Annotated in this window: 20 protein-coding genes and 1 pseudogene; 12 read left to right on the forward strand and 9 right to left on the reverse strand. The window is 67.7% G+C overall.

The genetic code is table 11. The features are described from left to right. Positions 1–3: 3 nt before the first annotated feature. A complete protein-coding gene (locus ACMV5O_RS12160) occupies positions 4–3294 on the forward strand; it encodes an efflux RND transporter permease subunit (protein ID WP_416163704.1) in 3291 nt (1096 codons plus the stop codon). Continuing rightward, positions 3291–3515: a DUF2892 domain-containing protein gene (locus tag ACMV5O_RS12165; protein ID WP_324537954.1), complete on the forward strand. Its 225-nt coding sequence runs from the start codon at positions 3291–3293 to the stop codon at positions 3513–3515. The genes ACMV5O_RS12160 and ACMV5O_RS12165 overlap by 4 nt, the downstream gene beginning before the upstream one ends. Here ACMV5O_RS12165 and ACMV5O_RS12170 read toward each other — a convergent pair. Then, positions 3507–4028 (reverse strand): disulfide bond formation protein B, encoded by a 522-nt coding sequence (locus ACMV5O_RS12170; protein WP_416163705.1) that lies wholly within the window; start codon positions 4026–4028, stop codon positions 3507–3509. The genes ACMV5O_RS12165 and ACMV5O_RS12170 overlap by 9 nt on opposite strands. Before the next feature lie 78 nt (positions 4029–4106). Beyond that, positions 4107–5003 carry a LysR family transcriptional regulator gene (locus tag ACMV5O_RS12175; RefSeq protein ID WP_416163706.1) on the reverse strand — a complete coding sequence of 299 codons (897 nt, stop codon included), beginning with the start codon at positions 5001–5003 and terminating at the stop codon, positions 4107–4109. Positions 5004–5109: 106 nt separating this feature from the next. Between ACMV5O_RS12175 and ACMV5O_RS12180 the strand changes: the two genes are divergently transcribed. After that, positions 5110–5709 (forward strand): FMN-dependent NADH-azoreductase, encoded by a 600-nt coding sequence (locus ACMV5O_RS12180; protein ID WP_416163707.1) that lies wholly within the window; start codon positions 5110–5112, stop codon positions 5707–5709. A 103-nt stretch (positions 5710–5812) separates the two neighbouring features. Continuing rightward, positions 5813–6682, forward strand: a complete 870-nt coding sequence (locus ACMV5O_RS12185) for a pirin family protein (protein WP_416163708.1) — start codon at positions 5813–5815, stop codon at positions 6680–6682. 13 nt (positions 6683–6695) lie between these two features. Here the strand turns inward: ACMV5O_RS12185 and ybiB are convergent, their stop codons facing one another. Further along, entirely contained in the window at positions 6696–7610 is a 915-nt protein-coding gene (gene ybiB / locus ACMV5O_RS12190; protein WP_416163709.1) for a DNA-binding protein YbiB, read from the reverse strand. Between the two features lie 116 nt (positions 7611–7726). On the opposite strand from ybiB, the gene ACMV5O_RS12195 reads away from it, so the two are divergent. The 4 genes and pseudogenes from ACMV5O_RS12195 to ACMV5O_RS12210 all read left to right on the forward strand — a co-directional run bounded on the left by ACMV5O_RS12195 (position 7727) and on the right by ACMV5O_RS12210 (position 10785). Further along, positions 7727–8608: an NAD(P)-dependent oxidoreductase gene (locus ACMV5O_RS12195; RefSeq protein ID WP_416163710.1), complete on the forward strand. Its 882-nt coding sequence runs from the start codon at positions 7727–7729 to the stop codon at positions 8606–8608. A gap of 19 nt (positions 8609–8627) precedes the next feature. After that, positions 8628–9518, forward strand: a pseudogene (locus tag ACMV5O_RS12200) (NAD(P)-dependent oxidoreductase); the annotation flags it as partial. A gap of 124 nt (positions 9519–9642) precedes the next feature. Further along, entirely contained in the window at positions 9643–10569 is a 927-nt protein-coding gene (lpxC, locus tag ACMV5O_RS12205) for a UDP-3-O-acyl-N-acetylglucosamine deacetylase (protein WP_416163711.1), read from the forward strand. A 27-nt stretch (positions 10570–10596) separates the two neighbouring features. After that, positions 10597–10785 carry a hypothetical protein gene (locus tag ACMV5O_RS12210; protein WP_416163712.1) on the forward strand — a complete coding sequence of 63 codons (189 nt, stop codon included), beginning with the start codon at positions 10597–10599 and terminating at the stop codon, positions 10783–10785. Between the two features lie 61 nt (positions 10786–10846). Here the strand turns inward: ACMV5O_RS12210 and ACMV5O_RS12215 are convergent, their stop codons facing one another. Next, positions 10847–11278, reverse strand: coding sequence for a DciA family protein (locus ACMV5O_RS12215; RefSeq protein WP_416163769.1), 432 nt, complete (start codon positions 11276–11278; stop codon positions 10847–10849). A gap of 86 nt (positions 11279–11364) precedes the next feature. On the opposite strand from ACMV5O_RS12215, the gene secA reads away from it, so the two are divergent. The 3 genes from secA to ACMV5O_RS12230 all read left to right on the forward strand — a co-directional run bounded on the left by secA (position 11365) and on the right by ACMV5O_RS12230 (position 17488). Then, complete coding sequence (secA, locus tag ACMV5O_RS12220) at positions 11365–14100, forward strand: preprotein translocase subunit SecA (RefSeq protein ID WP_416163713.1); 2736 nt, start codon at positions 11365–11367, stop codon at positions 14098–14100. A gap of 717 nt (positions 14101–14817) precedes the next feature. Then, positions 14818–16149 (forward strand): sigma 54-interacting transcriptional regulator, encoded by a 1332-nt coding sequence (locus ACMV5O_RS12225; protein WP_416163714.1) that lies wholly within the window; start codon positions 14818–14820, stop codon positions 16147–16149. A 49-nt stretch (positions 16150–16198) separates the two neighbouring features. Beyond that, complete coding sequence (locus tag ACMV5O_RS12230; protein ID WP_416163715.1) at positions 16199–17488, forward strand: acetate kinase; 1290 nt, start codon at positions 16199–16201, stop codon at positions 17486–17488. A gap of 69 nt (positions 17489–17557) precedes the next feature. Here ACMV5O_RS12230 and ACMV5O_RS12235 read toward each other — a convergent pair whose 3' ends face one another. The 5 genes from ACMV5O_RS12235 to ACMV5O_RS12255 all read right to left on the reverse strand — a co-directional run bounded on the left by ACMV5O_RS12235 (position 17558) and on the right by ACMV5O_RS12255 (position 23630). Beyond that, positions 17558–18457, reverse strand: a complete 900-nt coding sequence (locus ACMV5O_RS12235) for a hypothetical protein (RefSeq protein ID WP_416163716.1) — start codon at positions 18455–18457, stop codon at positions 17558–17560. A gap of 26 nt (positions 18458–18483) precedes the next feature. Continuing rightward, a complete protein-coding gene (locus ACMV5O_RS12240; RefSeq protein WP_416163717.1) occupies positions 18484–19203 on the reverse strand; it encodes a C39 family peptidase in 720 nt (239 codons plus the stop codon). Positions 19204–19356: 153 nt separating this feature from the next. Beyond that, positions 19357–21213: a hypothetical protein gene (locus ACMV5O_RS12245; RefSeq protein ID WP_416163718.1), complete on the reverse strand. Its 1857-nt coding sequence runs from the start codon at positions 21211–21213 to the stop codon at positions 19357–19359. A gap of 127 nt (positions 21214–21340) precedes the next feature. Beyond that, positions 21341–21703 (reverse strand): hypothetical protein, encoded by a 363-nt coding sequence (locus tag ACMV5O_RS12250; protein ID WP_416163719.1) that lies wholly within the window; start codon positions 21701–21703, stop codon positions 21341–21343. Positions 21704–21773: 70 nt separating this feature from the next. Further along, a complete protein-coding gene (locus tag ACMV5O_RS12255; protein ID WP_416163720.1) occupies positions 21774–23630 on the reverse strand; it encodes a hypothetical protein in 1857 nt (618 codons plus the stop codon). Positions 23631–24047: 417 nt separating this feature from the next. On the opposite strand from ACMV5O_RS12255, the gene argJ reads away from it, so the two are divergent. After that, a complete protein-coding gene (argJ, locus tag ACMV5O_RS12260; RefSeq protein WP_416163721.1) occupies positions 24048–25286 on the forward strand; it encodes a bifunctional glutamate N-acetyltransferase/amino-acid acetyltransferase ArgJ in 1239 nt (412 codons plus the stop codon). The last annotated feature ends 174 nt before the right edge of the window (positions 25287–25460 follow it).

A 25460-nucleotide genomic window follows, 5' to 3' on the forward strand; every position in this document is an offset into this window, starting at 1 on the left:
ACCATGGACAAGCCCCTCGGCACCTCCGGCCGTATCGCGGCCGGCTTCCAGCGCAACGCGATCACGCCGCTGCTGGCGCTGGTGCTGTTGCTGGCCGGCCTCTTCGCCACGCTGATCACGCCCAAGGAAGAAGAGCCGCAGATCGACGTCACCATGGCGAACGTCATGGTGCCCTTCCCGGGGGCGTCGGCACGCGACGTCGAGGCCTTGGTCGCGCGCCCGGCCGAGCAGGTGCTCTCGCGCATCACCGGCGTCGAGCACGTCTATACCGTGTCGCGCCCGGGCATGGCGGTGATCACCGTGCAGTTCGAGGTCGGCGTGCCCAACCAGACCGCGCTTGTGCGCCTCTACGACACCGTGCATTCGCACGCCGACTGGCTGTCACCGCAGCTGGGTGTTGGCACGCCGCTGATCAAGCCCAAGGGCATCGACGACGTGCCCATCCTCAGCTTCACCTTGTGGACCGCAGACCCCGAACGTGCCGGCTTCGAGCTGCAGCAGGTGGCGCGCGCGATCGAGACCGAGCTCAAGCGCATTGCCGGCACGCGCGACGTGGTCACGATCGGCGGCCCCGGCCACGTGATCCGCGTGGATATGGACACCGAGCGCATGAACGCGCATGGCGTCACCGCGCAGGATCTGCGCGCCGCGTTGCAGCTCGCCAACGCCTCGCAGCCGGCGGGCAGCCTGGTGGCGGGCAATCGCGAGGTGCTGGTGCACACCGGCACCTATCTGGAGTCGGCCGAGGACGTGCGCAGCCTCGTCGTCGGGGTGCAGGACCGGCGGCCGGTCTTTCTGCGCGATGTCGCCGACGTCGTCGATGGCCCTGACCAGCCCGCGCAATACGTCTGGTTGGGCACCGGCGCGGCCGCCGCCGAGCGCGGAATCGAGCAGCATGGCCTGTTCCCTGCGGTCACGCTGGCGTTGTCGAAGAAGCCTGGCGCCAACGCCGCCGACGTCGCCCGGGCGGCGATCGAGCGCCTGGCGGGCCTGCGCGGCAGCCTGATCCCGCAAGGGGTGGAGGTCACCGTCACGCGCGACTACGGCAAGACCGCCAACGACAAGGCCAACCAGCTCATCGGCAAGCTCGCCTTTGCCACCGCGGCGGTGGTGGCGCTGGTGTTCTTCGCGCTCGGCCGGCGCGAGGCGATCATCGTCGGCATCGCGGTGTCGCTGACGCTGGCGGCAACGCTGTTCGCGTCCTGGGCCTGGGGTTTCACCCTCAACCGGGTGTCGCTGTTCGCGCTCATCTTCTCGATCGGCATCCTGGTCGACGACGCCATCGTGGTGGTCGAGAACATCCACCGCTGGCACACGCTCGAGCCCGACACGCCGTTGTGGAAACTGATCCCGCGGGCGGTGGACGAGGTCGGCGGCCCCACCATCCTCGCCACCTTCACGGTGATCGCGGCGCTGCTGCCGATGGCCTTCGTGACGGGTCTGATGGGGCCGTACATGAGCCCGATCCCGATCAATGCCTCGATGGGCATGTTCATCTCGCTGGTGGTGGCCTTCGTGGTCACGCCCTGGCTGGCGCAGAAGATGCTCGGCGAGGTCGACGCCCATCACCACACGGGCGAGGACAAGATGACCAAGCGGCTCGACGGCCTGTTCCGCCGCATCATGGCACCGCTGCTAGACGCCCGCCGCGGCGCGCGCAACCGGCTGCTGCTGTGGCTGGGCGTGTTCGCGCTGATCGGCGCCTCGGTCGCGTTGCCGGTGGTGCAGCTCGTAGTCATGAAGATGCTGCCCTTCGACAACAAGAGCGAATTCCAGGTCGTGCTCGACATGCCGGTCGGCACGCCAGTGGAGGACACAGCGCGTGTGCTCAACGAGATCGGCGCGCATCTGGCGACCGTGCCCGAGGTCACCGACTGGCAGTCCTATGCCGGCACCGCTGCGCCGATCAACTTCAACGGCCTGGTGCGCCAGTACTTCCTGAGGAGCGCGCCCGAGCAGGGCGACATCCAGGTCAATCTGGTCGACAAGGCCGCGCGTGCGCGCCAGAGCCATGAGATCGCCGTGTCGGTGCGTGACACGGTCGGCGAGATCGCGCGCCGCAACGGCGGCAATGCCAAGGTGGTCGAAGTGCCGCCCGGCCCCCCGGTGCTGTCGCCGATCGTCGCAGAGATCTACGGCCCCGACTACGACGGCCAGCTCGAGGTGGCCCGGCGCGTGCGCGCCGCCTTCGAGGCGACCGCCGACATCGTCGGCGTGGATGACACGGTCGACGAGGCAGCGCCCAAGCTCGTGCTGCGTGTCGACCAGGCCAAGGCGGCGCGCATGGGCGTGGCGCAGGCCGACATCGTCGAGGTGGTGCGTCTCGGTCTGTCGGGCGAGGACGTCACTCCGGTGCACGGCGGCGACAACAAGTACGAGATCCCGGTGCGCATCCAGCTTCCCGCCACGCGCCAGTCCGAGCTCGGCAACCTGCTGGCGATGCAGGTGCGGGCGCGGGCGGGCGACAATGCCGGGCAGCTGATCAAGATTTCGGAAGTGGTGCAGGTCGCCGAGACGCAGCGCGAGCAGATCCTCTATCGCAAGGACCTGCTGCCGGTGGTGTATGTCACCGGCGACATGGGCGGCAAGCTCGACTCGCCGCTGTACGGCATGTTCGACATCCGGTCGAAGGTCAATGGCATGGCGCTCGAGGGCGCGCCGGGGCTGGCCGGCACGCTGGGCGAATGGTTCATCCGCCAGCCCGCCGACCCCTACGCCGGCTACCAGCTGAAGTGGGACGGCGAGTGGCAGATCACCTACGAGACCTTCCGCGACATGGGTGCGGCCTACGCGGTCGGCCTGGTGCTGATCTACCTGCTGGTGGTGGCGCAGTTCAGGAGCTACCTGGTGCCGCTGATCATCATGGCGCCGATCCCGCTCACCCTCGTCGGCGTGATGCCCGGCCATGCGCTGTTTGGCGCGCAATTCACCGCCACCTCGATGATCGGCATGATCGCGCTGGCCGGCATCATCGTGCGCAACTCGATCCTGCTGGTGGATTTCGTCAACCAGCAGGTACGGGGTGCGGACGGCAAGCCCGGCATGGCGCTCGACGAGGCGGTGATCCGTGCTGCCGCGGTGCGGGCGAAGCCGATCGGGCTGACCGCGCTGGCGGCGATGATCGGCGCCGTCTTCATCCTGGATGACCCGATCTTCAACGGCCTGGCGATCAGCCTGATCTTCGGCATCTTCGTGTCCACCGTGCTCACGCTGGTGGTGATCCCGGTGCTCTACTACGCGGCCATGCGCGGCCGCATCGCCCACCTGCAAGACCTCGAGGAGAAGCCCGCATGACCACCAACGATTACGTGCGCGCCTTTGCCGGCGCCTTCGTGCTGATCTCGCTCGCCCTCGGCGTCGAGGCCTCGCCGCTTTTCGTCAGCAAGCACTTCCTGTGGCTGACCGCCTTCGTCGGCGCCAACCTGTTCCAGAGCGCCTTCACCGGCTTGTGCCCGCTGGTGAACATCCTGCACAAGCTCGGCGTCAAGGACGAGAAGCCCGCCGCCTCACGCTGAAGCCAGGCGTTCCCGGCGCAGCAGCATCCATAGCGCGAAGGCGACCGTGGCGGAAAAGCTCACCAGCGACCAGTTGGCGATCGACAGGCCGAGGAAGGTCCAGTCGACGATGCTGCAGTCTCCCGCGCCGCGGAAGATCATCGGCAAGGCCTGGCCGAGCGGAAAGCTGTCGAGCATGAATTCCAGCCCCGGTCCGCACTCCGGAATGGCGGGCGGATAAAGCTGGATCCAGGTCTGGCGCGCCGCGATGCCGCCACCGGTGAGCGCCATCAGGCCGATCAGGGCCGCATACACCCGGCTGCCCGTGCGCCCCGGGCCGTGCCCGGCGGCAACGAGCGCGAGCACGGCGACGAGCAGGAAAGCGTAGCGCTGCATGATGCACATCGGGCAGGGCTCGAGGCCCTGGAAGTGCTGCAGGTAGAGGCCGAAGCCCAGCAGGCTGAAGGCCGTGACGGCGAGCGCGAGATACAGCAGGCGCGCCGGAAGATGGAGCAGGGTGTGGAGCAGGGGCATCGACGAGGAGGGCTGGGCCCTGGGTTGGCGTTGGGCGCCCATTGTAGGGCACGCACCCTCGGAGCGTGGATCCTGCCCTCAGGTTCCCAGCGCGGTCTGCAGCATGTCGAGAAAGGCGCGCGTCTTCGCCGGCATCAGTCGGCGGCCGGGGAACACCGCCCAGGCGGTATGCGAGGGCAGGCACCAGTCCGGCAGCACGCGGCGCAGTTCGCCGCGGCGCACATAGGGCGCGGCAAAGTAGTCCGGCACGGCGGTGATCCCCGCGCCCCCGCGGGCGAGCCGGATCAGCAGTTCGGGCGAATTCGCCGTGATGCTGCCTGGCGGCCTGCCCTCCCAGCGGTCCTCGCCGCGCATCAGCGTCCACCCGATCGCTTCACCGGTTCGTGCCAGCAGTCGCAGTGCCCGGTGCGCGTTCAGGGCCTCGGGGCGGTCGGGTTCGCCATGCTCGGCGAGATAGCCCGGCGAGGCATACAGGCCGTTCGGGAAGACGGCCAGCCGGCGCGCCGCGAGCAAGGCATCGTCGGGCAGCTCGCCCATGCGGATGGCGATGTCGACGTTCTCGCCGAGCAGGTCCACCCGGCGCGGCGACAGATCCAGTTCCAGCGACACGGCCGGATGCAGCGCCGAGAAGGCCGCCAGCGTGTCGGTCAGCAGCAGGTTGGCGAAGTCGCTCGGCATCGACACCCGCAGGCGGCCGCTCGGACGCGCCTGGCGGCTCTCGGCCAGGGCCTTCACGGCGTCGATCTCGCTGACGACCTGGCGCGCGTGCTCGAGCAAGGCCTGGCCGAACTCGGTCAGCGTCAGGCGCCGGGTGGTGCGCAGCATCAGGCGCTCGCCAAGCCGGTCTTCGAGCTGCGAGATGCGGCGCGATACCGTCGATTTGGGCAGGCCGAGCCGGTCGGCCGCCGCGGTGAAGCTGCCGTCCTCGGCGACGCGGGCGAAGATCACCAGGTCGTTGGGGTCGTACTGTTTCATGGGCGGGACAATCTTGTCCGGGCAAAGGGGTTAATGATTCATTGGGGCACGATTAGACTCTCTTCACCGTCTTGCAACAAGACCCCGACCCTCAAGGAGAGCACACATGAACATCCTGCAAATCAACGGCAGTGCCCGCAGCGAAGGCGCCAACTCCACCCGCGTTGCCAATGACATCGTCGCCCGCCTGAAGGCGGCCAACCCGGCAGCGAACCTCGTGCTGCGCGACCTGGCGCGCGACCCCGCGCCGGTGATCGACGAGGCTGCGCTCGGCGCCCTGTTCACCCCGGCCGAGCAACGCACGCCGCAGCAGGCCGCCCGCGTGGCCGAGAGCGATGCGCTGATCGCCGAGGTCCAGGCGGCCGACGTCATCGTGATCGGCGTGCCGATGTACAACTTCAGCATCTCGGCGCAGCTCAAGAACTGGATCGACGCCATCGCCCGCGCCGGTGTCACCTTCCGCTACACCGAGAACGGTCCCGAAGGCCTGCTCAAGGGCAAGAAGGTGTTCGTCGCCTTCGCCCGCGGCGGTCGCTATCGCGGCACCGCGGCCGACACCCAGACGCCCTTCCTGCAGACCGTGCTCGGCTTCCTGGGCATGACCGACATCCGCTTCGTCTATGCCGAAGGCCTGAACATGGGCGAAGACGCGGTCAAGCAGGGCTTTGCCGAAGCAGAGGCCGACATCGCTGCGGCGCTGGCCTGAGCCGCCGCAGGTCGCCCCAGGGCAGGGCGACGCCGGGCGCCACGGTGCCCGGCGTGCCATCCACGGTCTTAGCCCATCCCCAGCCACAACCAGGAGCGCCATCATGTCCCTTCCTCATGCCGAAACCCTCACCCATCCGCGCCGCGTCGAGCGCCTTGTCGCCGGTCAGGCGACGTCGGACGGGGCTGGCGTCAAGCTCACCCGCGTCCTCACCCAGTCGTTGCAGCGCCGGCTCGACCCCTTCCTGATGCTCGACGCCTTCGGCAGCGACAAGGCCGACGACTACATCGCCGGCTTTCCCGACCACCCGCACCGCGGCTTCGAGACCGTCACCTACATGATCGCGGGGCGCATGCTGCATCGTGACAGTGCCGGCCACGAGGGCCTGCTCGAGAACGGCGGCGTGCAGTGGATGACCGCTGGTCGCGGCGTGATCCACTCCGAGATCCCGCAGCAGGAGGAGGGCCTGATGGAGGGCTTCCAGCTCTGGCTCAACCTGCCGGCCAAGGACAAGCTGTGCGCGCCCTGGTACCGCGACTTCGCCGGCGCCGAGCTGCCGCGTTTCATCACCGCGGACGGCGTCGAGGTCACCGTGATCGCAGGCGAGAGCCATGGGGTGCGTGGCGCGGTCACACGCGAAGACACGGCGCCGCTCTATCTCGATCTGCACCTGCCGGCGGGCGCCCGCTTCAGTCAGGCACTACCTGCCGAGCACAATGCCTTCATCTATGTCTACCGCGGCGAGCTGAAGGTGGCCGATACCGTCGTACCAGCCAGGCGCATGGCCATCCTCGCCAATGACGCGGGCAGCGATGGCGTGCTGATCGAGGCCGGGCCCGAGACGCGCGCCCTGCTCATCGCCGGCCGCCCGCTGGGCGAGCCGATCGCGCAGTACGGCCCCTTCGTGATGAACACCGAGCAGGAGATCTACCAGGCCGTTGCCGATTACCGCGCGGGCCGGCTGGCGGCCTGAAGCGCCCGCCCGTTCAGCCGGCGAGCGTGCGCAAGGCCTGGACCTGGGCGCTGATGGGGGCGGGGATGGGCACTTCGCCAGCGAGCATGGCACGGATCAGCGCGGCGTTGTCGGCTACCGAGGGGGCGTCCGGCAGGCCGGCCAGCGGCGGCGCGCCGCCTTCCTCGCCGGCGACGCCCACGCCGGCTTCGCCCTCCACATACACCTTCAGCTCGGGGCAGCGCCGCGGATTGGCGTAGATCTCGCCCTCCGTGCCGCGCAGCAGCATCGCGCGCCCGCCGTCCAGGCGCAGGAAGGCGTCCATGCGCTCGAGGTATTCCGGGTGGGTGACCGCGACCACGCGTACGCTGCGCCCGCGGCAGGGGTCGAGCAACTTGGCCATGGTGTGGCCGCTGGCGCGCACCCCCATGCGCAGGCGCAGCGCAAGCAAGGGGTCGAGGCCGGGCAGCAGGCGATCGACCGCGATGCAGGCGAGCCGGCGCGTGGCCAGTTGGTCCGCGGCTGCGGCCGCATCCGCGGCCGGCTGCAGGTCGAGCGCGGCGAGCAGTTCGAAGGGGCTGACCCGTGTCTCGAAGTCGTGACGGCCCTGAATCAGCACCGGGACGCCCTCGCGCGCGAGCAGCAGCGCCACCAGCGGCATCAGGTTGGCCTGGCGGCGTGCGCCGTTGTAGGTCGGCAGCACCACGCAGCGCGGCCCGTCGGGCACGGCCACCTGTGCGGTGCGCGCGTCCATCGCCTGCTTGAAGCCGAGCAACTCGGGCAGCGCCTCGCTCTTCACCCGGAAGGCGATCAGGATCGCGCCGAGCTCAAGATCGGGCACCTTGCCGTCGAGGATGTCGCCGAAGAGGCTGGCCGCTGCCGCCGTGTCCAGGCTGCGTGCGCCCTTGGCGCCCCGCCCGATTTCCTTGATGATTGCGCCGTAATTCATGGCGGCGATTATGGCGGGCTTCCGTCGCCGCTGCCAGCCTGCCAGTGGCGCTCACCATCGGTCGCGCCCGCTGCGCGGTGCTGGCGGCCACGCCCCATCCCACGGAGACATACCGCATGGAAGTCGGATTCATCGGACTCGGCCTCATGGGCCGTCCCATGGCGCTCAACCTGCTCAAGGCCGGCCACACCGTCCATGTGTGGAGCCGGCGGCGCGAGTCGATGCGGGCGCTGCTCGAAGCCGGCGCCGGCGATTGCGCGAGTGCGGCGGCGGTCGCCCGCCGCGCGGCGGTCACGATCAGCATGGTGGCCGATGCGCCCGATGTCGAGCAGGTCACCCTCGGCCCTGCGGGCGTGGCAGAGGGCGCGGGCGCGGGGCACGTGCATATCGACATGAGCACCATCGCCCCGGCCGCCGCGCAGTCGATTGCCGCGCGGCTGGCGGCCCAGGGCATCGCGGCGCTCGATGCGCCGGTGTCGGGCGGCGAGGGCGGTGCCATCGCCGGCAGCCTGACGATCATGGTGGGCGGCGAGGCGGCGGCCTTCGAGCGGGTGCTGCCGCTGTTCCGGGCGATGGGCAGCTCGATCACCCGCATCGGCGACGCCGGTGCCGGCCAGGTGGCGAAGGCCTGCAACCAGATCCTGACGGGCGTCGGCGTCGCCGCGGTGGCCGAGGCGCTCAATTTCGCCCGCAAGAGCGGCGTCGACGCCGCGCCGGTGCGCGAGGCCCTGCTCGGCGGGTTTGCGTGGTCGCGCATCCTCGAGAACCATGGCCAGCGCATGCTCGAGCGCAACTTCCAGCCCGGCTTCAAGGCCTGGATGCACCACAAGGACCTGCGCATCGTGATGGACGAGGCCCACCGCCTCGGGCTGGCGCTGCCCTCGGCGGCGGCAACGGCGCAGCTCTTCAGCGCCATGATGGGCAGCGGACTGGGCGAGGACGATTCGGTGGCCATGCTCAAGCTGCTCGAGCGCATGAGCGGCGGCGCGGGCGAGTGAAGACAGGCACAGGGAGCGGGAGCAAGGCATGGGCATGAAGGTCGGTTTCATCGGACTGGGCGTGATGGGCGAGCCGATGGTGCGCAATCTGCGGGCGGCGGGGCATGACGTGGCACTGTGGGCGCGGCGGCCCGAGTCGGCCGCGGCGCTGGTCGCCGAGGGCGTGGCGCTGTGCGTCACGCCGGCGCAGCTGGCGGCGCGCAGCGAGGTGGTGGTCACCATCGTTACCGCCAGTGCGGACGTCGAGGCCCTGGCCTTCGGCGCGCAAGGACTGGCCGAAGGTTTTGCCGGCGGTGCCATCCATCTCGACATGAGCACCATCTCGCCGGCAACTGCGCGCAGCCTGGCCGCACGCTATGCCGAGCGCGGTATCGGCTGGGTCGATGCGCCGGTGTCGGGGGGCGTGCAGGGCGCGCGCGAGGCCACGCTGGCGATCATGGCGGGCGCCGAGGCCGCCACTTTGGCGCGTGTGCGCCCGCTGCTCGAGGCCATGGGCAAGCGCATCGTGCACATCGGCCCACCCGGCGCGGGCCAGGTGGCCAAGGCCTGTAACCAGATGATCATGGTGTCCACCATCCAGGCCTGCGCCGAGGCAGTGCGCCTGGCCGCAGCCCATGGCGTCGATGTGGCTGCGGTTCGCACCGCCTTGATGGCCGGCTCGGCGGGCTCGCGTGTGCTCGAGGTGATGGGCGACAAGATGCTGCGGCGCGACTTCACCGCCGGGATCGAGGCCCGCCTGCATCACAAGGATTTCGCCATCCTGATGGACGAGGCGGCGAAGCTGGGTGCGCCGCTGCCGGTGGCCGCGCAGGTGTGGCAGCAGCTCAACGCCCTGATGGGGCAGGGGATGGCACGGGACGACAGCGCGAGCCTGTTGCGCGTGCTGGAGGCGGCGCAGCCCGGCGTCTGAGGGCCGACACCTGCCGTGGCTGCGCTGCAACATCCGCTTGCGCAACAGCCCGTGTGCATGGCCGTGATAGCCGGGTCGCCGCGGGGCTGCGTGATAAAATGCCGGATCAAAAAGGAAAACCGACATGATCAGGCAACGTACCCTCAAATCCATCGTCAAGGCCACCGGTGTCGGCTTGCACGGCGGACGCAAGGTGAACCTGACCCTGCGCCCGGCAGCGCCCGATACCGGTATCGTCTTCCACCGCGTGGACCTCGATCCGCCGCTGAGCCTGCCCGCCGACCCCTATGCGGTGTGCGACACCCGCATGTGCTCGGGCCTGGAGCAGGGCGGGCACAAGGTCGGCACCGTCGAGCACCTGATGTCGGCGCTCGCCGGGCTGGGTGTCGACAACCTGCATGTCGATGTCGATGCGCCGGAGATCCCGATCCTTGACGGCAGCTCCGCCCCCTTCGTCTTCCTGCTGCAGTCCGCCGGCATCGAGGAGCAGCCTGCGCCGAAGAAGTTCCTGCGCGTCAAGAAGGCAGTGGAGTACGTCGAGGGCGACAAGTGGGTGAAGCTCGAGCCCTACGACGGTTTCAGCCTGTCGTTCTCGATCGTGTTCAACCATCCCGCCATCGACAACACCTCGACCAAGGTCACGATCGATTTTGCCGAGCAGTCCTATGTCCGCGACGTGGCGCGTGCGCGCACCTTCGGTTTCATGCAGGACGTCGAGTTCATGCGCGCCAACGGGCTGGCCCTGGGCGGCAGCCTCGAGAACGCGATCGTGATGGACGAGTACCGCGTGCTCAACGTCGAGGGTCTGCGTTACGCCGACGAGTTCGTCAAGCACAAGGTGCTCGACGCCATCGGCGACCTCTACCTGTGCGGTCATCCGCTGCTCGCGGCCTATTCGGCGCACAAGGCGGGCCACGCGCTCAACAACCAGATCCTGCGCGTGCTCCTCGAGGACCAGGAGGCCTGGGAAATCGTCACCTTCGAGAAGGAGGCCGCCACCCCTGCCGCGGTCTCGCACCAGTTTGCGCCGCTGGCACAGGCCTTCGCCTGACGCCCGGCGCGCAGAGCCCGACCCCTCATGCTGATCATGCGCCTGCTGCTGCTGCTCGCCGTGCTGGCGATCGGCGGCTCCGTCATCCTGTGGCAACTGACCGGCAATCCGCGCTACAAGGCCTGGGCCTGGAAGGCCTTCCGTGCCGCGGTGGTCGTGCTCTTCGTCTTCCTCGCCTTGTTCGCCATCGAGCGCGTGCTCGCGCCCATGGTCTGAGCCGCGGGTGCCGCCCGGCGCGCCCGGCGGCAGATCTGCCCTTTGAAGTCCGCTTCGGCGTCTAATCGCGGCTGCGCCGCACCAGGCGCTCGAGGGCCTCGCGCAGCGGTGCATCGGCGGGCAGGCTCTGGGCAAAGCGCGCGAGGCCTTCCTTTGCCGTGCTCGACAGCTGGCGCTCGCTCACCGGGGCGCGCCACACCGCTTGCTCGGGGGCGGCGACCTTCACCTTGATCGTCTGCACCGCGTCTCCGGCGCGCACGAAGTGCTCGATCAGGCTGGGCAGGATCTGGCGCAGGCGTACGGCCGCCGCGCCGCCGCGCGCGCTGACGCTGAGCGTGCCGTCCTTGAGGTTGGCGACCTGGCACTGGCCGGTCAGTTGCGGCGGCAGGCCGGTCTCCAGCGTGCGCTGCAGACGGCGCAGGCGGGTGGCGTGATCCTGCAGGCGGGCGAGCGCATCGCCACGGGCGAGGAAGCGGTGCAGCAACTGGGTCATCGGTGGGCCGTGGTTAACCGTCATCGGGTGAGCGGGTGCGCCATGATAAACTCCCGCCTTTGCCGAATTGACGTCGATTCCCAAACATGATCTCTGGCCTGCTCAAGAAAATCTTCGGTAGTCGCAACGACCGCCTCGTCCGCCAGTATTTCCAGACCGTTCGCAAGATCAATGCACTCGAGGCCGGGATCTCCGCGCTGTCCGACGAGGCGCTGCGGGGCAAGACCGCGGAATTCAAGCAGCGCGTGGCCAATGGTGAGTCGCTCGAGGCGCTGCTGCCCGAGGCCTTTGCCGTGGTGCGCGAGGCCGGCAAGCGTGTGCACGGCATGCGCCACTTCGACGTCCAGCTCGTCGGCGGCATGGTGCTGCACAACGGCAAGATCGCCGAGATGCGCACCGGCGAGGGCAAGACCCTGGTCGCGACCCTGCCGGCCTACCTCAATGCCTTGTCCGGCAAGGGCGTGCACGTCATCACGGTGAACGACTACCTGGCCAGTCGCGATGCCGAGTGGATGGGGCGCATCTACGGCTTCCTCGGGCTCACCACCGGCTGCAATCTGTCGCGCATGTCGCACGACCAGAAGCAGGCGGCCTACGCCGCCGACATCACCTACGGCACCAACAACGAGTTCGGCTTCGACTACCTGCGCGACAACATGGTGTATTCGCTCGGCGAGCGGGTGCAGCGCGGTCTCAACTTCGCCATCGTCGACGAGGTGGACTCCATCCTCATCGACGAGGCGCGCACACCGCTGATCATCTCCGGCCAGGCCGAGGACCACACCGAGCTCTACCTCAAGATGAACCAGGTCGCGCCGCTGCTGAAGCGGCAGGAGGGTGGCCTCACCGACAAGGACGAGGTGATCGAGGCCGGCGACTATACGGTCGACCTCAAGGCCCACCAGGTGCTGCTCACCGAGCAGGGCCACGAGAGCGCCGAGCAGATCCTCGTGCGCATGGGCCTGCTCGCCGAGGGCGGCGGGCTGTACGACCCGGGGAACATCCTGCTCGTGCACCACCTGTACGCGGCGCTGCGCGCGCATGCGCTGTACCACAAGGATCAGCAGTACGTGGTGCAGAACGGCGAGGTCATCATCGTCGATGAGTTCACCGGACGCCTGATGCCGGGCCGGCGCTGGTCCGACGGCCTGCACCAGGCGGTGGAGGCCAAGGAGGGTGTGCGCATCCAGGCCGAGAACCAGACCCTGGCCTCGATCACCTTCCAGAACTACTTCCGCATGTACGGCAAGCTTGCCGGCATGACCGGCACGGCCGACACCGAGGCCTTCGAGTTCCACTCGATCTACGGCCTCGAGACGGTGGTCATTCCAACCAACCGGCCGATGCAGCGCAAGGACGAGAACGACAAGGTCTATCGCACCGCCAACGAGAAGTGGGATGCGGTGATCGAGGACATCCGTGCCTGCGTCGAGCGCGGCCAGCCGGTGCTGGTGGGCACGACCTCGATCGAGACCAACGAATTCCTCTCCGGCCTGCTCAAGAAGGCGAAGATCGACCATCAGCTGCTCAACGCCAAGCAGCATGACAGCGAGGCGCAGATCGTCGCCCAGGCGGGCCGCCCCGGCGTGGTCACGATCGCGACCAACATGGCCGGTCGCGGTACCGACATCGTGCTCGGCGGCAATATCGAGAAGCCGGTTGCCGCGCTGCGCGAGGATTCGAGTGTCCCGCCCGAGGAACTCGAGGCCCGCGTGAGCGCCCTGCGTGCCGAGTGGGCCAAGGTGCATGAGCAGGTGCTCGCCGCCGGCGGCCTGCACATCATCGGTACCGAGCGCCACGAATCCCGCCGCATCGACAACCAGCTGCGTGGCCGTTCGGGCCGCCAGGGCGATCCGGGTTCCAGCCGCTTCTACCTGTCGCTCGAAGATCCGCTGATGAAGATCTTCGCCGGTGAGCGCCTCAACGCCATCATGGTGCGCCTGAAGATGCCCGAGGGCGAGGCCATCGAGCACGCCATGGTCACGCGCTCGCTCGAGTCCGCGCAGCGCAAGGTCGAGCAACGCAACTTCGACATCCGCAAGCAACTGCTCGAGTACGACGACGTCGCCAACGACCAGCGCAAGGTCATCTACCAGCAGCGCAACGAACTGCTCGAGACCGAGGACATCTCCGATACCATCCGCGCCATGCGCCAGGGCGTGCTGCACGACATCTTCCGCCGCTATGTGCCGGTCGACAGTGTCGAGGAGCAGTGGGAGATCCCCGCGCTCGAGCAGGCCCTGCTCTCCGAGTGCCAGCTCAAGCTGCCGGTCGGTGAGTGGGTGAAGGCCGAGCCCAGTTTCGACGACGAGGCCATCCTGGAGCGCATCGTGCAGGCCGGCGAGGACGCCTACGCCGCCAAGACCGCGATCGTCGAGCCGGCGGCCTGGCACCAGTTCGAGCGCAACGTCATGCTGCAGAGCCTCGACAACCACTGGCGCGAGCACCTGGCGGCGCTCGACCACCTGCGCCAGGGCATCCACCTGCGCGGCTACGCGCAGAAGAACCCCAAGCAGGAATACAAGCGCGAGGCCTTCGAGCTCTTCGAGGGCCTGCTCGACACCGTGCGTGCCGACGTCACGAAGATCCTGATGACGGTGCAGATCCGCACCGAGGCGCAGCTCGAACAGGCCGAACCGCCGCAGCAGGTCGAGAACGTGCAGTACCAGCACGCCGACTATGACGAGGCCCTGGGCAACAAGGAGGCAGCACCGGCCGCCGCCCAGCCCCAGCTCAATGCCGCACCCAAGGTCGGCCGCAACGACCCCTGCCCCTGCGGCTCGGGCAAGAAGTACAAGCACTGCCACGGCAGGTTGAGCTGACGCTCTGCAGGGCGCGGGTGCGCCCTGCAGAGCGTCGGGCGGGCCTTCAGGCGCACCTGAGCCTGGGCTCGCCTGCCTCGCGTGCCGTTCCCGGGGGGCGATCCATGGCCTTCTTCGGTGCGTGCCAGGGGTGCGCGGGGGGTGTCACGCCCGCCATTTTCGGGTGGTTGCTCGGTGCAATGCCGCAGCCTGTCGGATTTTTTTACACTCCCTGTTTCATATCTCCCGAAGTGCCCGTTCTAGCCCGTCAAAAGTCAATAAAAACAGTGCATTGATCATTTAGGCGTGTTAATTGCTTGGGCATAACCAGTTCGATGTCCGGGCTTGTCGGGCATGGCTCCATGCAGATCGGAGACGCGACGCCAGGTTGGCACCAAGTGCCCCTGCGGCGTTGCGAAGCTTCGGGGTTCGCGACTTCTCGGCGTACCCATTTCACTCCCGGGTTGAGGACTTGTGTGACTTACGTCACGAAGCGAGCGAAACGCGTCGTCGACCAATCGTCCTGAGTTGCTAAATTGATTATGTTGGCGGTACATGCGTCATGATCATTCATGTGCTCACAGGGTGCGAGCGCGTCCCGTCGGAGTGGCGGGTGGTTGCTGTCCCCTGGCAGGTGTGGATACCGTGAATCGAGACAGAGGGGATCCAGATGGGAAAGCTCCAAGGGCCGGTGAGAACGCCGGAGAAGCTGAAGCGGGCACGCCGGAGGCGTCAGCAGTGAAGTCACAGCGTCACGGATTGGTGCTGGACCGCACGGGCGCGATCTTTGCCGAACTGGAGGCGCTCGGGCTTGCCGGCTGGGAGTTCCAGGTGGTGTCGACCGTCGAGGCCGCACGCAAGGCCTTGAGCAGGGATCCGCAGTTGATCGGCCTCGTCGCCTTCGACTCGCCGCACGCCTGGCCGGCAGCGGAACTCGACCAGTTGCTGGCGCGCCCGGAAGTCGAGTGGATCGCCCTGCTCGAGGAAGGGCTCTTGCGCAGCGAGCGCATCAGTCCGGAACTGCTGCGCAGTTTCCACGATTTTCATTCGCTGCCGCTTGATCGGGTCCGGCTCGCCTTCACCCTTGGGCACGCCCATGGCAAGGCCCAACTCTGTCGCAGCGCAGTTGGGGTGCGCGGCGAGTTCGGCTCGTATGGCATGACTGGCACAAGCCCGAAGATGCGCCAGCTCTATCGCCAGATCGACAAGATCCTCACCGTCGATGCCCCGGTGTTGATCGGTGGCGAGTCGGGCACCGGCAAGGAGCTCGTCGCGCGGGCAATCCATCAACATTCGGCGCGCGCGCGCGGTCCTTTCATCGCCATGAATTGCGGCGCGATCGCGCCCAGCCTGATCCAGTCCGAGCTCTTCGGTCATGAGCGCGGTGCCTTCACCGGCGCCGGCCAGCGCAAGATCGGCAACATCGAGGCCGCCAACGACGGGGTCCTGTTCCTCGACGAGATCGGCGACCTGCCGCTCGAGATGCAGGCGAATCTGCTGCGCTTCCTGCAGGACAAGACGATCACCCGCGTGGGTTCGACCGAGCGCGTCAAGGTCAATGTGCGCGTCATCGCGGCGACGCACGTCGACCTGCAACGTGCGGTGGCCGAGGGGCGCTTCCGCGAGGATCTCTATTACCGGCTCAACGTCCTGCATGTTTCGCTGCCGGCGCTGCGCGAGCGACGCGAGGACATCCCGCTGCTGGCGGAGACGGTCTTCGCCGAGCATCGCCACCAGGCCAGTCCGCAGGTGCGCGGCTTCGGCAGCGCCGCGCTGCGGGCGATGATGGACTACGAATGGCCGGGCAACGTCAGGGAGCTGATCAACCGCGTGCAGCGCGCCATGATCATGACTGAGAACCGTCTGATCGGCGTCAGCGATCTCGGCCTGCCGACGAGCGCGGAGAACGGGGCGCAGACGCTCGAGGAGCTTCGCAGCACGGTCGAGCGTGAGCTGATCGAGGTCAGCCTCAAGAAGCATGGCAACAACGTCTCCGAGACGGCGCGCCAGCTCGGGGTCTCGCGAGTCACGCTGTACCGCATGATCGACCGGCTGAAGATCATCCTCTAGCCGCCGGGCGGCAGGGGTTTTTCGTCAAGAAAGAGGGGAGGCAGACAAGATGACTTTCGAACACCCGCCGAGGAGACTCGCGCGCCCCTTGCTCGGCCTGCTGGTCGCGGCGATGGGGGGGGCGGCGGTAGCCGCCGACGGCGCGGAGCCGGCGAGCTTCGACGCCCAGTTCAGGGTGCAGATGGAGCAGATCGAAGCGCTCAAGCGTGAGCTCGCCCGCCAGGAGGCCTCGCTCAACGCCCTGCGCCGCGAGGTCGACCTCGAACGCCGCGGTCGCGGTGGCGAGGGGGCTGCGCCGGCGGCGGGCGCTGCAGTCGTCGCCCAGGCTGGCAACGAACAGCCGGTGACCCCGGTGGGCCAGGCACCGGCTGCTGCCGACCGTCCGCCCGAGGTGGCGCCGATCTTCGAGCAGCCTGGCGTGCTGACGCCACCGGGCAAATGGATTGTCGAGCCCTCACTGCAGTATTCCTATTCGTCGAGCGACCGTATCGCGCTGGTCGGCTACACGGTGATTCCGGCGATCCTGATCGGTCTGATCGACGTGCGCAACGTGAAGTCGAATGCGTTGACGGCGACCATGGCTTTCCGCCGCGGGATTACCAACCGCTTCGAGCTCGAGGCGCGTGTGCCTTATGTCTATCGCTACGACGACACACGCGGTCGTGAGATCTTCACCGGTACACCTGGGGACGAGATCTTTACCGACGTGGACGGCAAGGGGCTGGGCGATGTGGAACTCATCGGCCGCTACCAGTTGAACGATGGGGGCGGGGATTCGCCCTATTACATCGCCTCCCTGCGGCTGAAGTCGCGAACCGGCAAGGATCCGTTCGAGGTCCGCTCGAGCTTCGAAGTCGATGGAGCGAGAGTGTCAGCCGTTCAACAAGAACTGCCGACCGGCTCCGGCTTCTATTCGGTAACGCCAGGCCTGACCGTGCTGATCCCCTCGGATCCGGCGGTGTTCTTCGGTGGCGTGAGCTATCAGTACAGCTTCAAGCGCAACGGGGTCAGACCGAACGTCGTGCCTGAGACAGCGATGTCCGAATATTCCGAGATCCAGCCCGGTGGCGTGATCGGCTTCAACTTCGGCATGGGTCTGGCGCTGAACGAACGCTCGTCGTTCAGCATTGGGTACGATCATCTTTCGGTGGGCAAGACGAAGGCCGTCTTCGCGAACGGGGAGCGGGCACCGGGCCTGCGCGTTCAGATGGGAACGCTGCTGCTTGGCTATTCGTACAAGGTCGACTCGCAGAAGACGCTCAATATGTCACTTGGCGTTGGCGTCACGCGGGACACACCGGATGTTCAGCTCACGGTGCGGATGCCGTTCTCGCTTTGAGCGGATCGGGGGCGTGTGAGCGCCCCCGCCTTCCTCAATGTATAGCCCTGAACGTTGGCGGCTTTGCCGTCAGCGCATCAGGGCCGAGCGACCAAGGGCCTCCTGCAGGGACTGCTGCATGCGCATCTGGCGCATGACTTCGGCGCTGTTGATGGTCGCGTTGATCGTCGTGACCGACTGGATCTTCTGATTGTTCAGCGAGTTCTGCACCACGGTTGCAAGCGTGGTGCCCGGAAGCGGTGAGGTGACGACGTTGTTCTGGCCGCTCTGGATCACGGCCAGTGTGTTACCAGCCGCCAAGGCGTCATCGACGGCCTTGCCGCCGACCAGTTTGCCGAGCTCGTCAATGCGCAGGCTGGTGGTGCTTTGTAGCACCCCATTGATCATCACCACGCGCTCGATGCCGAAGTTCAGGCGCAGCCCGCCGGGTGTCTCGAAACCGCCGCGCAGTTCGCCGAGCTGGTCCGACGCGACGCTGGCCGACGCCATCAAGGCGCCCATTCCTGCAAGCCGGTCGGAAATGGCTTCGCTTGGACTAGCTTCTGCTGCGTCCGAACTGTCGACATCTTTCGGCAGTTGTAGCGAATTTTTCTTCCCGGCGGCCGATCGGGCGCGAACCTCGTCGATCGATACAATGCGTGCGGTGACTTCGGGCGCAACCGCGGGCTCGATGGCAACGTGCACTTCCTCGATCGGGCGTACGCGCGCCTCCACGACCTCGGCGACGGCAGCCGGGCGCAGTTCTGCAATAGGGCGCACAACGGCCTCGACGACTTCAACAGCAGGCTGGGCCTTGGTCGTATCCTCCTTCGGTTCCTGCCTTGTCGACTTCTGCACCTCGATCAGCCAGTCGAGCTCACTCGACAGCCAATTGACGGTGCCCCGTGCGCGCTCGCTGCCGTCGACCGCGCTGATACCGATCGCAGTGAGGCCCGCGAGCAGGGCTGGCAGGGTGAGAAGCTTGAGCATGCGGCCGCGCATCCTTGTTCTCCCCCTCAGAAGTCCACGATGCTGCGACGGGTCAGGCTGTGCATGGCCGCCACCGCGTTGTCACGTTGAGCCTGCAAGGGGGCGCCCGGGCGAACCCGCCAATCCTCGTCGCGGTTGAACTTCGCAACCTCGATGCGATTGGTCACCACGAGCAGGATGCTGTTGATCCAGTAGCGCTCGAAATCCTTGCGCGCCATGACGCGGGTGCCCATTGCCGGGTCGCCGAGCAGCACATCCTTGCCGCGCACCCCCTTGATGACGACGAAGTGGGCATAGCCGTTTTCGTTGATCAGGGCGATTGCCGGGACCTTGACCTCGGCGAGCTGATCGAGGCTTGCCTCGACGCCATTGGCAGTGAAACCCCGGTTGTCGAGGTAGCGCTTCATGTCCAGCATCGAGAAGCCTTCCTGGCGGATCTTTGCTTGGTCGCCGTGTTCGAACATGGCCTGGAAGACGGCGGCTTCGTCCACCTTCCAGCCGTAGTGATGAGTGAGTAGCGTCGCCACCGCTGCCGAGCCACAACTGAAATCGTACTGTTGTCGCAGCGTCGCCGAAAACCGCAGCCCCTTCATGCTCACTGTCGGTACCGCGGCACCGCCCGCCGTCGGCGTGATGATGTTGAGGCGTTCCGCCTGCGCTGGCGACGGCATGACTCCGATGGCGAACAAGGTCACGCAGAGTCCCATGACCCGCCGTCCGAGTGCCGCCATTCGTTGCTTTGTCATCGTGTTTCTCTGTTTCTCGGCCCTGCTCCCGTCGGAGCATTGCGCGTATTGTTGTCGAGCTTGTTAACCTGGTTCGACCGCCCAGGCGCAGCGTCTACTGCTTGCGGTGCCGGTTGGCATCAGCCGACCGGCACCGCCCTGCGTGCAGACAGCTTACCTGTTGAAGTTCATGTTGGCCTGCACGTTGGCACTTTGCTGCACCAGCGAACCGATCGCGCTGTTCTGGGCGCTGATCAGGATGCCTGCACCATTGGTGAAGCTGCCACTGATGGTGTTCGACATGTCGAACGTGCCCGCGGCGACGGCCACCGATCCGCCATTGCCGCCGGTGCCGCCCTGGCCGCCATTGCCGGTTCCACCGGTGGCGTTGCCGCCGGCCAGGCTGCCGCCCGCACCGCCAGCACCACCCTGGCCGCCATTGCCAGTGCCGCCTGCACCGCCTGCGCCGCCGGTCCCGTCACCGCCATCGGCGGCGCCACTCGAGGCCATGCTGCTTGCGGCGCCGCCCGTCGCGGCTCCACCGGTCGACGTGCCGCTGCTTGCCTGGCCACCGTCGCCGCCCGTCGCCGCGCCGCCGGCGGCGTCACCGGTCATCGCGAGCCCGCCGTCACCGCCGTTACCGCCGGTGTTGCTCGCGGTGCCGCCGTTGCCGCCGGTCGCGGTGCTGTCACCCGATGCGGCGCTCGCCATGCCAGAGTTCGCCATGCCGCCTTGCGACGTGTTGCTGCCGCCGTTGGCGGTGCTGTCGCCTCCGGTGGAGGTCGCGCCGGAGTTAGCCGCGGCGCCCGTTCCGGTGCCGGCCGCACCCGTGGCCGTGGCGGTCTGCGTATTCGCGCCGCCGGTAGCATCCGCGTTACCGCTCTGTCCGCCGGCGGAGTCCGCCGCACCGCCCATGCCGCCGGCCCCGCCAGTCGCCGTGACCGCATTGCTGGCGTCCGCGGCATCGTTGCCGGGGCCGCGTGCCCGGGCAGTGGCTTGATGTGCGCCACCCCAGGCGCTGCCACCATCGGCATTGCCACCGTCAGCACCGCTGCCGCCAGCCTTGCTGGCCGCCTCGGCGGAGCCCACCTTGGCCTTCCCGGCCGCAGCGGCATCGCCGCCGACGCCCGTTCCGCCGCCACCGAGTGCCGCACTCTTCGCGCCTGCATCCCCGCCCGAGGCCTTCGTGCTGCCAGCAGCGCCATACGCGTCGCCGCCGCCGGCCTTGCCCGAATCGGCGGACGAGTACACCTTGGCTTCGGCGTCGCCGCCACCCTTGGCCGCAGCATTGCGTGCATTGCCGCCGTCACCGCCATCGCCGCCGCCGGCGTAGCCCGAGCGGGCATCGCCGCCAGCCGCGCCGCCGCCGCCGCCGGCTTTCACGTAGCCGCTGTCGGCATCGCCACCGGAGGCCTTGCCGCCGGAAGCGGAGGCACTGGCGCGGCCGCTATCTGCATCGCCACCCTTCGCCACGCCACCACTGGCACCGTCGCCGCCGTTGCCGCCCCATGCCATGCCGCCATCACCGCCGTTTCCACCCTTGGCATCGCCGCCTGCGGCCTTGCCGCCGTCGCCGCCGTACGCCTTGCCGCCGGCGCCGCCATTGGCGTCACCGAGGTTGTAGGCGCTGTTGCCGAGGCCATGAACGCTGATCTTGGTCACCATGCCGTCCAACTTCGAGATGGCAAGCGCCTTGCTGGTATTGAACGCGTTATTGATGGTCGAACTCGCCGCGCCACCGTTGTTGGCCGCCGTGCCGTGGTCCTTGGCCCATGCTGCGCCGCGGTTGTCACGGTTGTTCCCGGCGCTGTTGTCGTTCTTCTCGCTCGAGTACGAACTGGTATCCGTCTTCCAGTACGCCTTCGAACCTTCGTTGGCCATCGCGCCATTACCGCCCTGCGTCGAATTTGCGGTCGCCTCTTGCGTGAGCGTCTCACCACCCAGTTCGATCGTGTTGGTCGGATTCGCCGATGCTTGGGTGGCAAACCCGAAGGCGAGTGCGATGGCACTCGCGACATGACTCATTTTCATTATTGCTCTCCACTTTTCAGTTGATTGCTCGAGGTGCCGTCGCTACCCGGAAGTGAAGCGGCACGGCTCCGGCAGTACGCGTACAAGTCGATGCTGTTACTTCCCAGTCGCCATCAGGACCGGGTGATTACTGCACTTGGACGTTCAGGATGACTGCATTCTGAATCAGCACACCGTTGCCCGAGTTCTGGATGAACATGGGCATGCCGGTCGTCCCGCTCAGGGCACCATCCGAAACGATGTTGTGCCCGGTCACCAGGTCGTAGGCCTGAACTTCGCTGACGGAGCCCACCGCACGAATGTCGCTCAAGTGAGTGTCGGCACCGCCACGCTGCGTATCCAGCGCCGCGTTGTCGATCACCTTGTCGCCCAGCATCAGCCGTGGTGTGTCTGCTGTCGCAGTGCCTTCTTCTGCATGAACATAGGAAGGCGAGGCGCAGGCAAGGACCAGCGCGACACCTAGTGCGATCATCGATACAGGGGATCTCATGGTTGACCTCCTTGATCCGTCAAACGTGTGCGGTGCCGGCCAAAGATGAAGACCGGCACCGCGACGAGGCTTACCTGTTGAAGTTCAGGTTTGCCTGCACGTTTGCACTTTGCTGCACCAACGCACCAATACCGCTGTTCTGGGCATTGATGATGATCCCCGCTCCGTTGGTGAAGCTGCCGGAGATCGTGTTGGCCATGCTGAAGGTGCCCGCGTCGACGCTGACAGTGCCGCCATTGCCGCCGGTGCCGCCGGAGCCGCCTTGGCCCGCGCCGCCCGTGGCCGCACCCGCCGTGAGGGTGCCGCCGTTGCCGCCGGTGCCACCGGTGCCGCCTTGGCCGGCGCCACCATCGCCGCCTGCACCGCCGGTCGCCACGCCGCCGCTTGCGTTGCCGCTGGTCGCCGTGCTGGTGCCGTCACCGCCGGTCGCGTCACCGCCACTTGCAGCGCCGCTGGTCGCAACCCCGCCTTGGCCACCGTTGGCGTTGCCGCCCGTCGCCATGCCACTCGTTGCCGAGCCGCCGGCACCGCCTGCGCCGCCGGTGTTGCTGGCGTTGCCGCCGGCACCGCCGTTACTCGCGCTGTTGCCGGCATTTGCGGTGGCAGTGCCGGACGTGCCCGCACCGCCGTTCGAGGCGTTGCTGCCGCCGGTGCCGTTTGCTGCGCCACCCGTTGCCGCGGCGCTCGAGGTCGCATCGCCACCCGTGCCGCTGCCGGCGCCGCCGGCTGCATTGGCGTTCTGGTTGCTGCTGCCGCCATTTGCGGTCGCCGCTCCGGACGTTCCGCCTGCGGAGGTTGCAGCACCGCCGGTGCCACCTGCCCCACCCGCGGGGTTGGCGGTGTTGCTCGCCGTCGCCGTGTCATTGCCACGACCGCGGGCATTGGCGTCGGCGTCCGCTGCCTTGGCCGATGCGCGTCCGCCGTCGGCGTAGCCGCCGTCAGCTCCGCTGCCGCCGGCCTTGGTGGCCGCGTCGGCACCGCCGACATAAGCGGAGTCATAGGTCTTGGCGTCGCCACCGATGCCCTTGGCGTTGCCGCCCGCGGCGAAGTCGGCGGCCTTGGCGTCGCCCGCCGAGGCCTTGGTGCCGCCTACGTAACCCTTGGCGTCACCGCCCGCTGCACGGCCGGAATCGGCCGAAGCCTTGACTGCCGCGTCGGCATCGCCGCCACCGCCTGCCCAGGCCTTGCTCGCATTGCCGCCGTCGTCGCCGTTGCCACCGCGTGCGCTGCCCGACGAGGCATCGCCTGCCGTCGCCCTGCCGCCACCGCCGGCATAGACGCTGCCGCTGTCTGCGTCCCCACCGGACGCGCGGCCGCCGTTCGCGCGAGCGTTCGCGCTGCCGCTATCGGCGTCGCCGCCGAAGGCCATGCCACCCTTGGCGCCATCACCGCCGTCGCCGCCGTAGGCCTTGCCGCCGTCGCCGCCGTTGCCGCCCTTGGCGTCGCCGCCGTAGGCGTTGCCGCCGTCACCGCCGAAGGCCATGCCGCCGTTGCCGCCGTTGGCGTCGCCCTTGTTGAATGCGCTGTTGCCAAGACCGTGGACATGAATCTTGGTCACCATGCCGCTCAGCTTCGACATCGCAACGGCCTTGCTCGTGTTGAAGGCATTGTCGATGCTCGAGGTGGCGGTGCCGCCGTTGTTGGCTGCCGTGCCGTAGTCGTTCGCCCACGCCTTGCCGTCGTTGTCGCGGTTGTCGCCGGTGCTGTTGTTGTTGCGTTCCTTGGTGGTGACGCTGGCGTCCGACTTCCACACCGCCGACGAGTACTCGTTGGCCATTGCGCCCGTGCCGCCCTGGTCGGACTGGGCCGTCGCCGTCTGATTGATGTTGTCCGCGCCCTCCAGAACGGTGTTCGTCGGGTTCGCGCCTGCCTGCGTTGCAAAACCAAACGCAAGTGCGATCGCACTCGCTAAAAGACTTCGCTTCATGGCTTCCTCCACTGATCTTGGTCAGAACCGTGCGTCGCGCAGGGTCCTGCGGCTGTTACGCAAGCTTCATGCCCGAGAAGGGCGAAGGGGCGCGGGCCCTGAGTTGCCGCAGGGTTCTGGCTCCGGTGTGCCCCCCGGGTCGAGGCCGATGAGTTCCCGATTGTTCATCTTCTGTACAGCACGCCGAACGCTACCGAATGGAATGACAGGCGCGTCTCCCCGCAGGCAGGGGGATTGCGCCGCAAGGCGGGATCGACTGCCCACGATGGGCGGTGTAACAGCGGTGATACGGCCTGAGCCAGGCGGGGCGCGCGCCTGAGACACCGCGGAAAATGCGCGGCAACTGAATCCGCTATCATTCGCACTCCTTCAATTGCCGGTCGCCATTGGCCGGTGGGCCCCACTCTGGAGATCGCTATGGCCGTCAATCTGAGCACCCCCCAACCGGCTCAACTTCTTCCCGTGCAGGGCGTTGCGCTGGGCGTGGCCGAAGCCGGCATCCGCAAGCTCAACCGACGCGACCTCACGGTCGTCGAACTGGCTGCGGGCAGCCGTGCCGCCGGGGTGTTCACCCGCAACCGCTTCTGCGCCGCACCGGTGCAGCTGTGCCGCGAGCACCTTGCCATGGCGGCGCCGCGGGCACTGGTGATCAACACCGGTGTCGCCAACGCCGGCACCGGCGAATCGGGCCTGGCCAATGCGCGCGCCACCTGCGTTGCGCTCGCGAAGGAGATGGGGGTGCGGGCCGAGCAGGTGCTGCCGTTCTCGACCGGCGTCATCCTCGAGCCGCTGCCGATGGCGCGCCTGCTCGCCGGCCTGCCGAAGGCGGTCGCCGATCTGCGCGCCGACGGCTGGTTCGACGCGGCGCACGCCATCATGACCACCGACACCCTGGCCAAGGCGGTGTCGAAGCAGGTGCAGATCGGCGGCCGCACGGTCACCCTCACCGGGGTCAGCAAGGGGGCCGGCATGATCCGGCCGAACATGGCGACCATGCTCGGCTTTCTCGCGTGTGATGCAGCCGTCTCCCAGCCGCTGCTCGATGCCCTGGTCAAGGAGGCGGCCGACCTGTCCTTCAACAGCATCACCGTCGATGGTGACACCTCCACCAACGACTCCTTCGTGCTGATCGCCACGGCCGCGGCGGGCAACGCGGAGATCGTCGACGCCGCCAGCGCCGACTTCAAGGTGCTGCGCGATGCGGTGGTCGAGGTATCGATCGCGCTCGCCCAGGCCATCGTGCGCGACGGCGAGGGCGCGACCAAGTTCATGAGCATCGTCGTTGAGGGCGGTCGCGACCGCGACGAGTGCCGCCAGGTTGCCTACGCGGTGGGACACTCGCCGCTGGTGAAGACCGCCTTCTTTGCCTCCGACCCCAATCTCGGCCGCATTCTGGCCGCCATCGGCTACGCCGGCATCGATGACCTCGATGTGTCCAGGCTCAAAGTGTGGCTGGGCAACCCGGATGAGACCGTGCTCGTCGCCGAGCACGGCGGACGGGCTGCGAGCTATGTGGAAGAGGCCGGGTCGCGCATCATGAAGCATGCCGAGCTGACGGTGCGCATCGACCTCGCGCGCGGCGACGCCGCGGCCACCGTGTGGACCTGCGACTTCTCCTACGACTACGTGAAGATCAACGCCGACTATCGCAGTTGAGCACCGCTTGCGCGTGGCGCCGGTCCCCGCAAGCGGTGGGCCGCCGTGACCTGCTTCACTCGCGCGTGTGCAAGCCACGCCAGCGCGATCCCCATTCCGGGCACAATCGATGTCTGGTTCGGTCGATGACTGTCGCATGAGAGCGTGACGGGCGAGTTCTGGCAGGGGAAGGTA

It is taken from the genome of Thauera sp. WH-1 (assembly GCF_047806685.1).
Taxonomy (GTDB): domain Bacteria; phylum Pseudomonadota; class Gammaproteobacteria; order Burkholderiales; family Rhodocyclaceae; genus Thauera.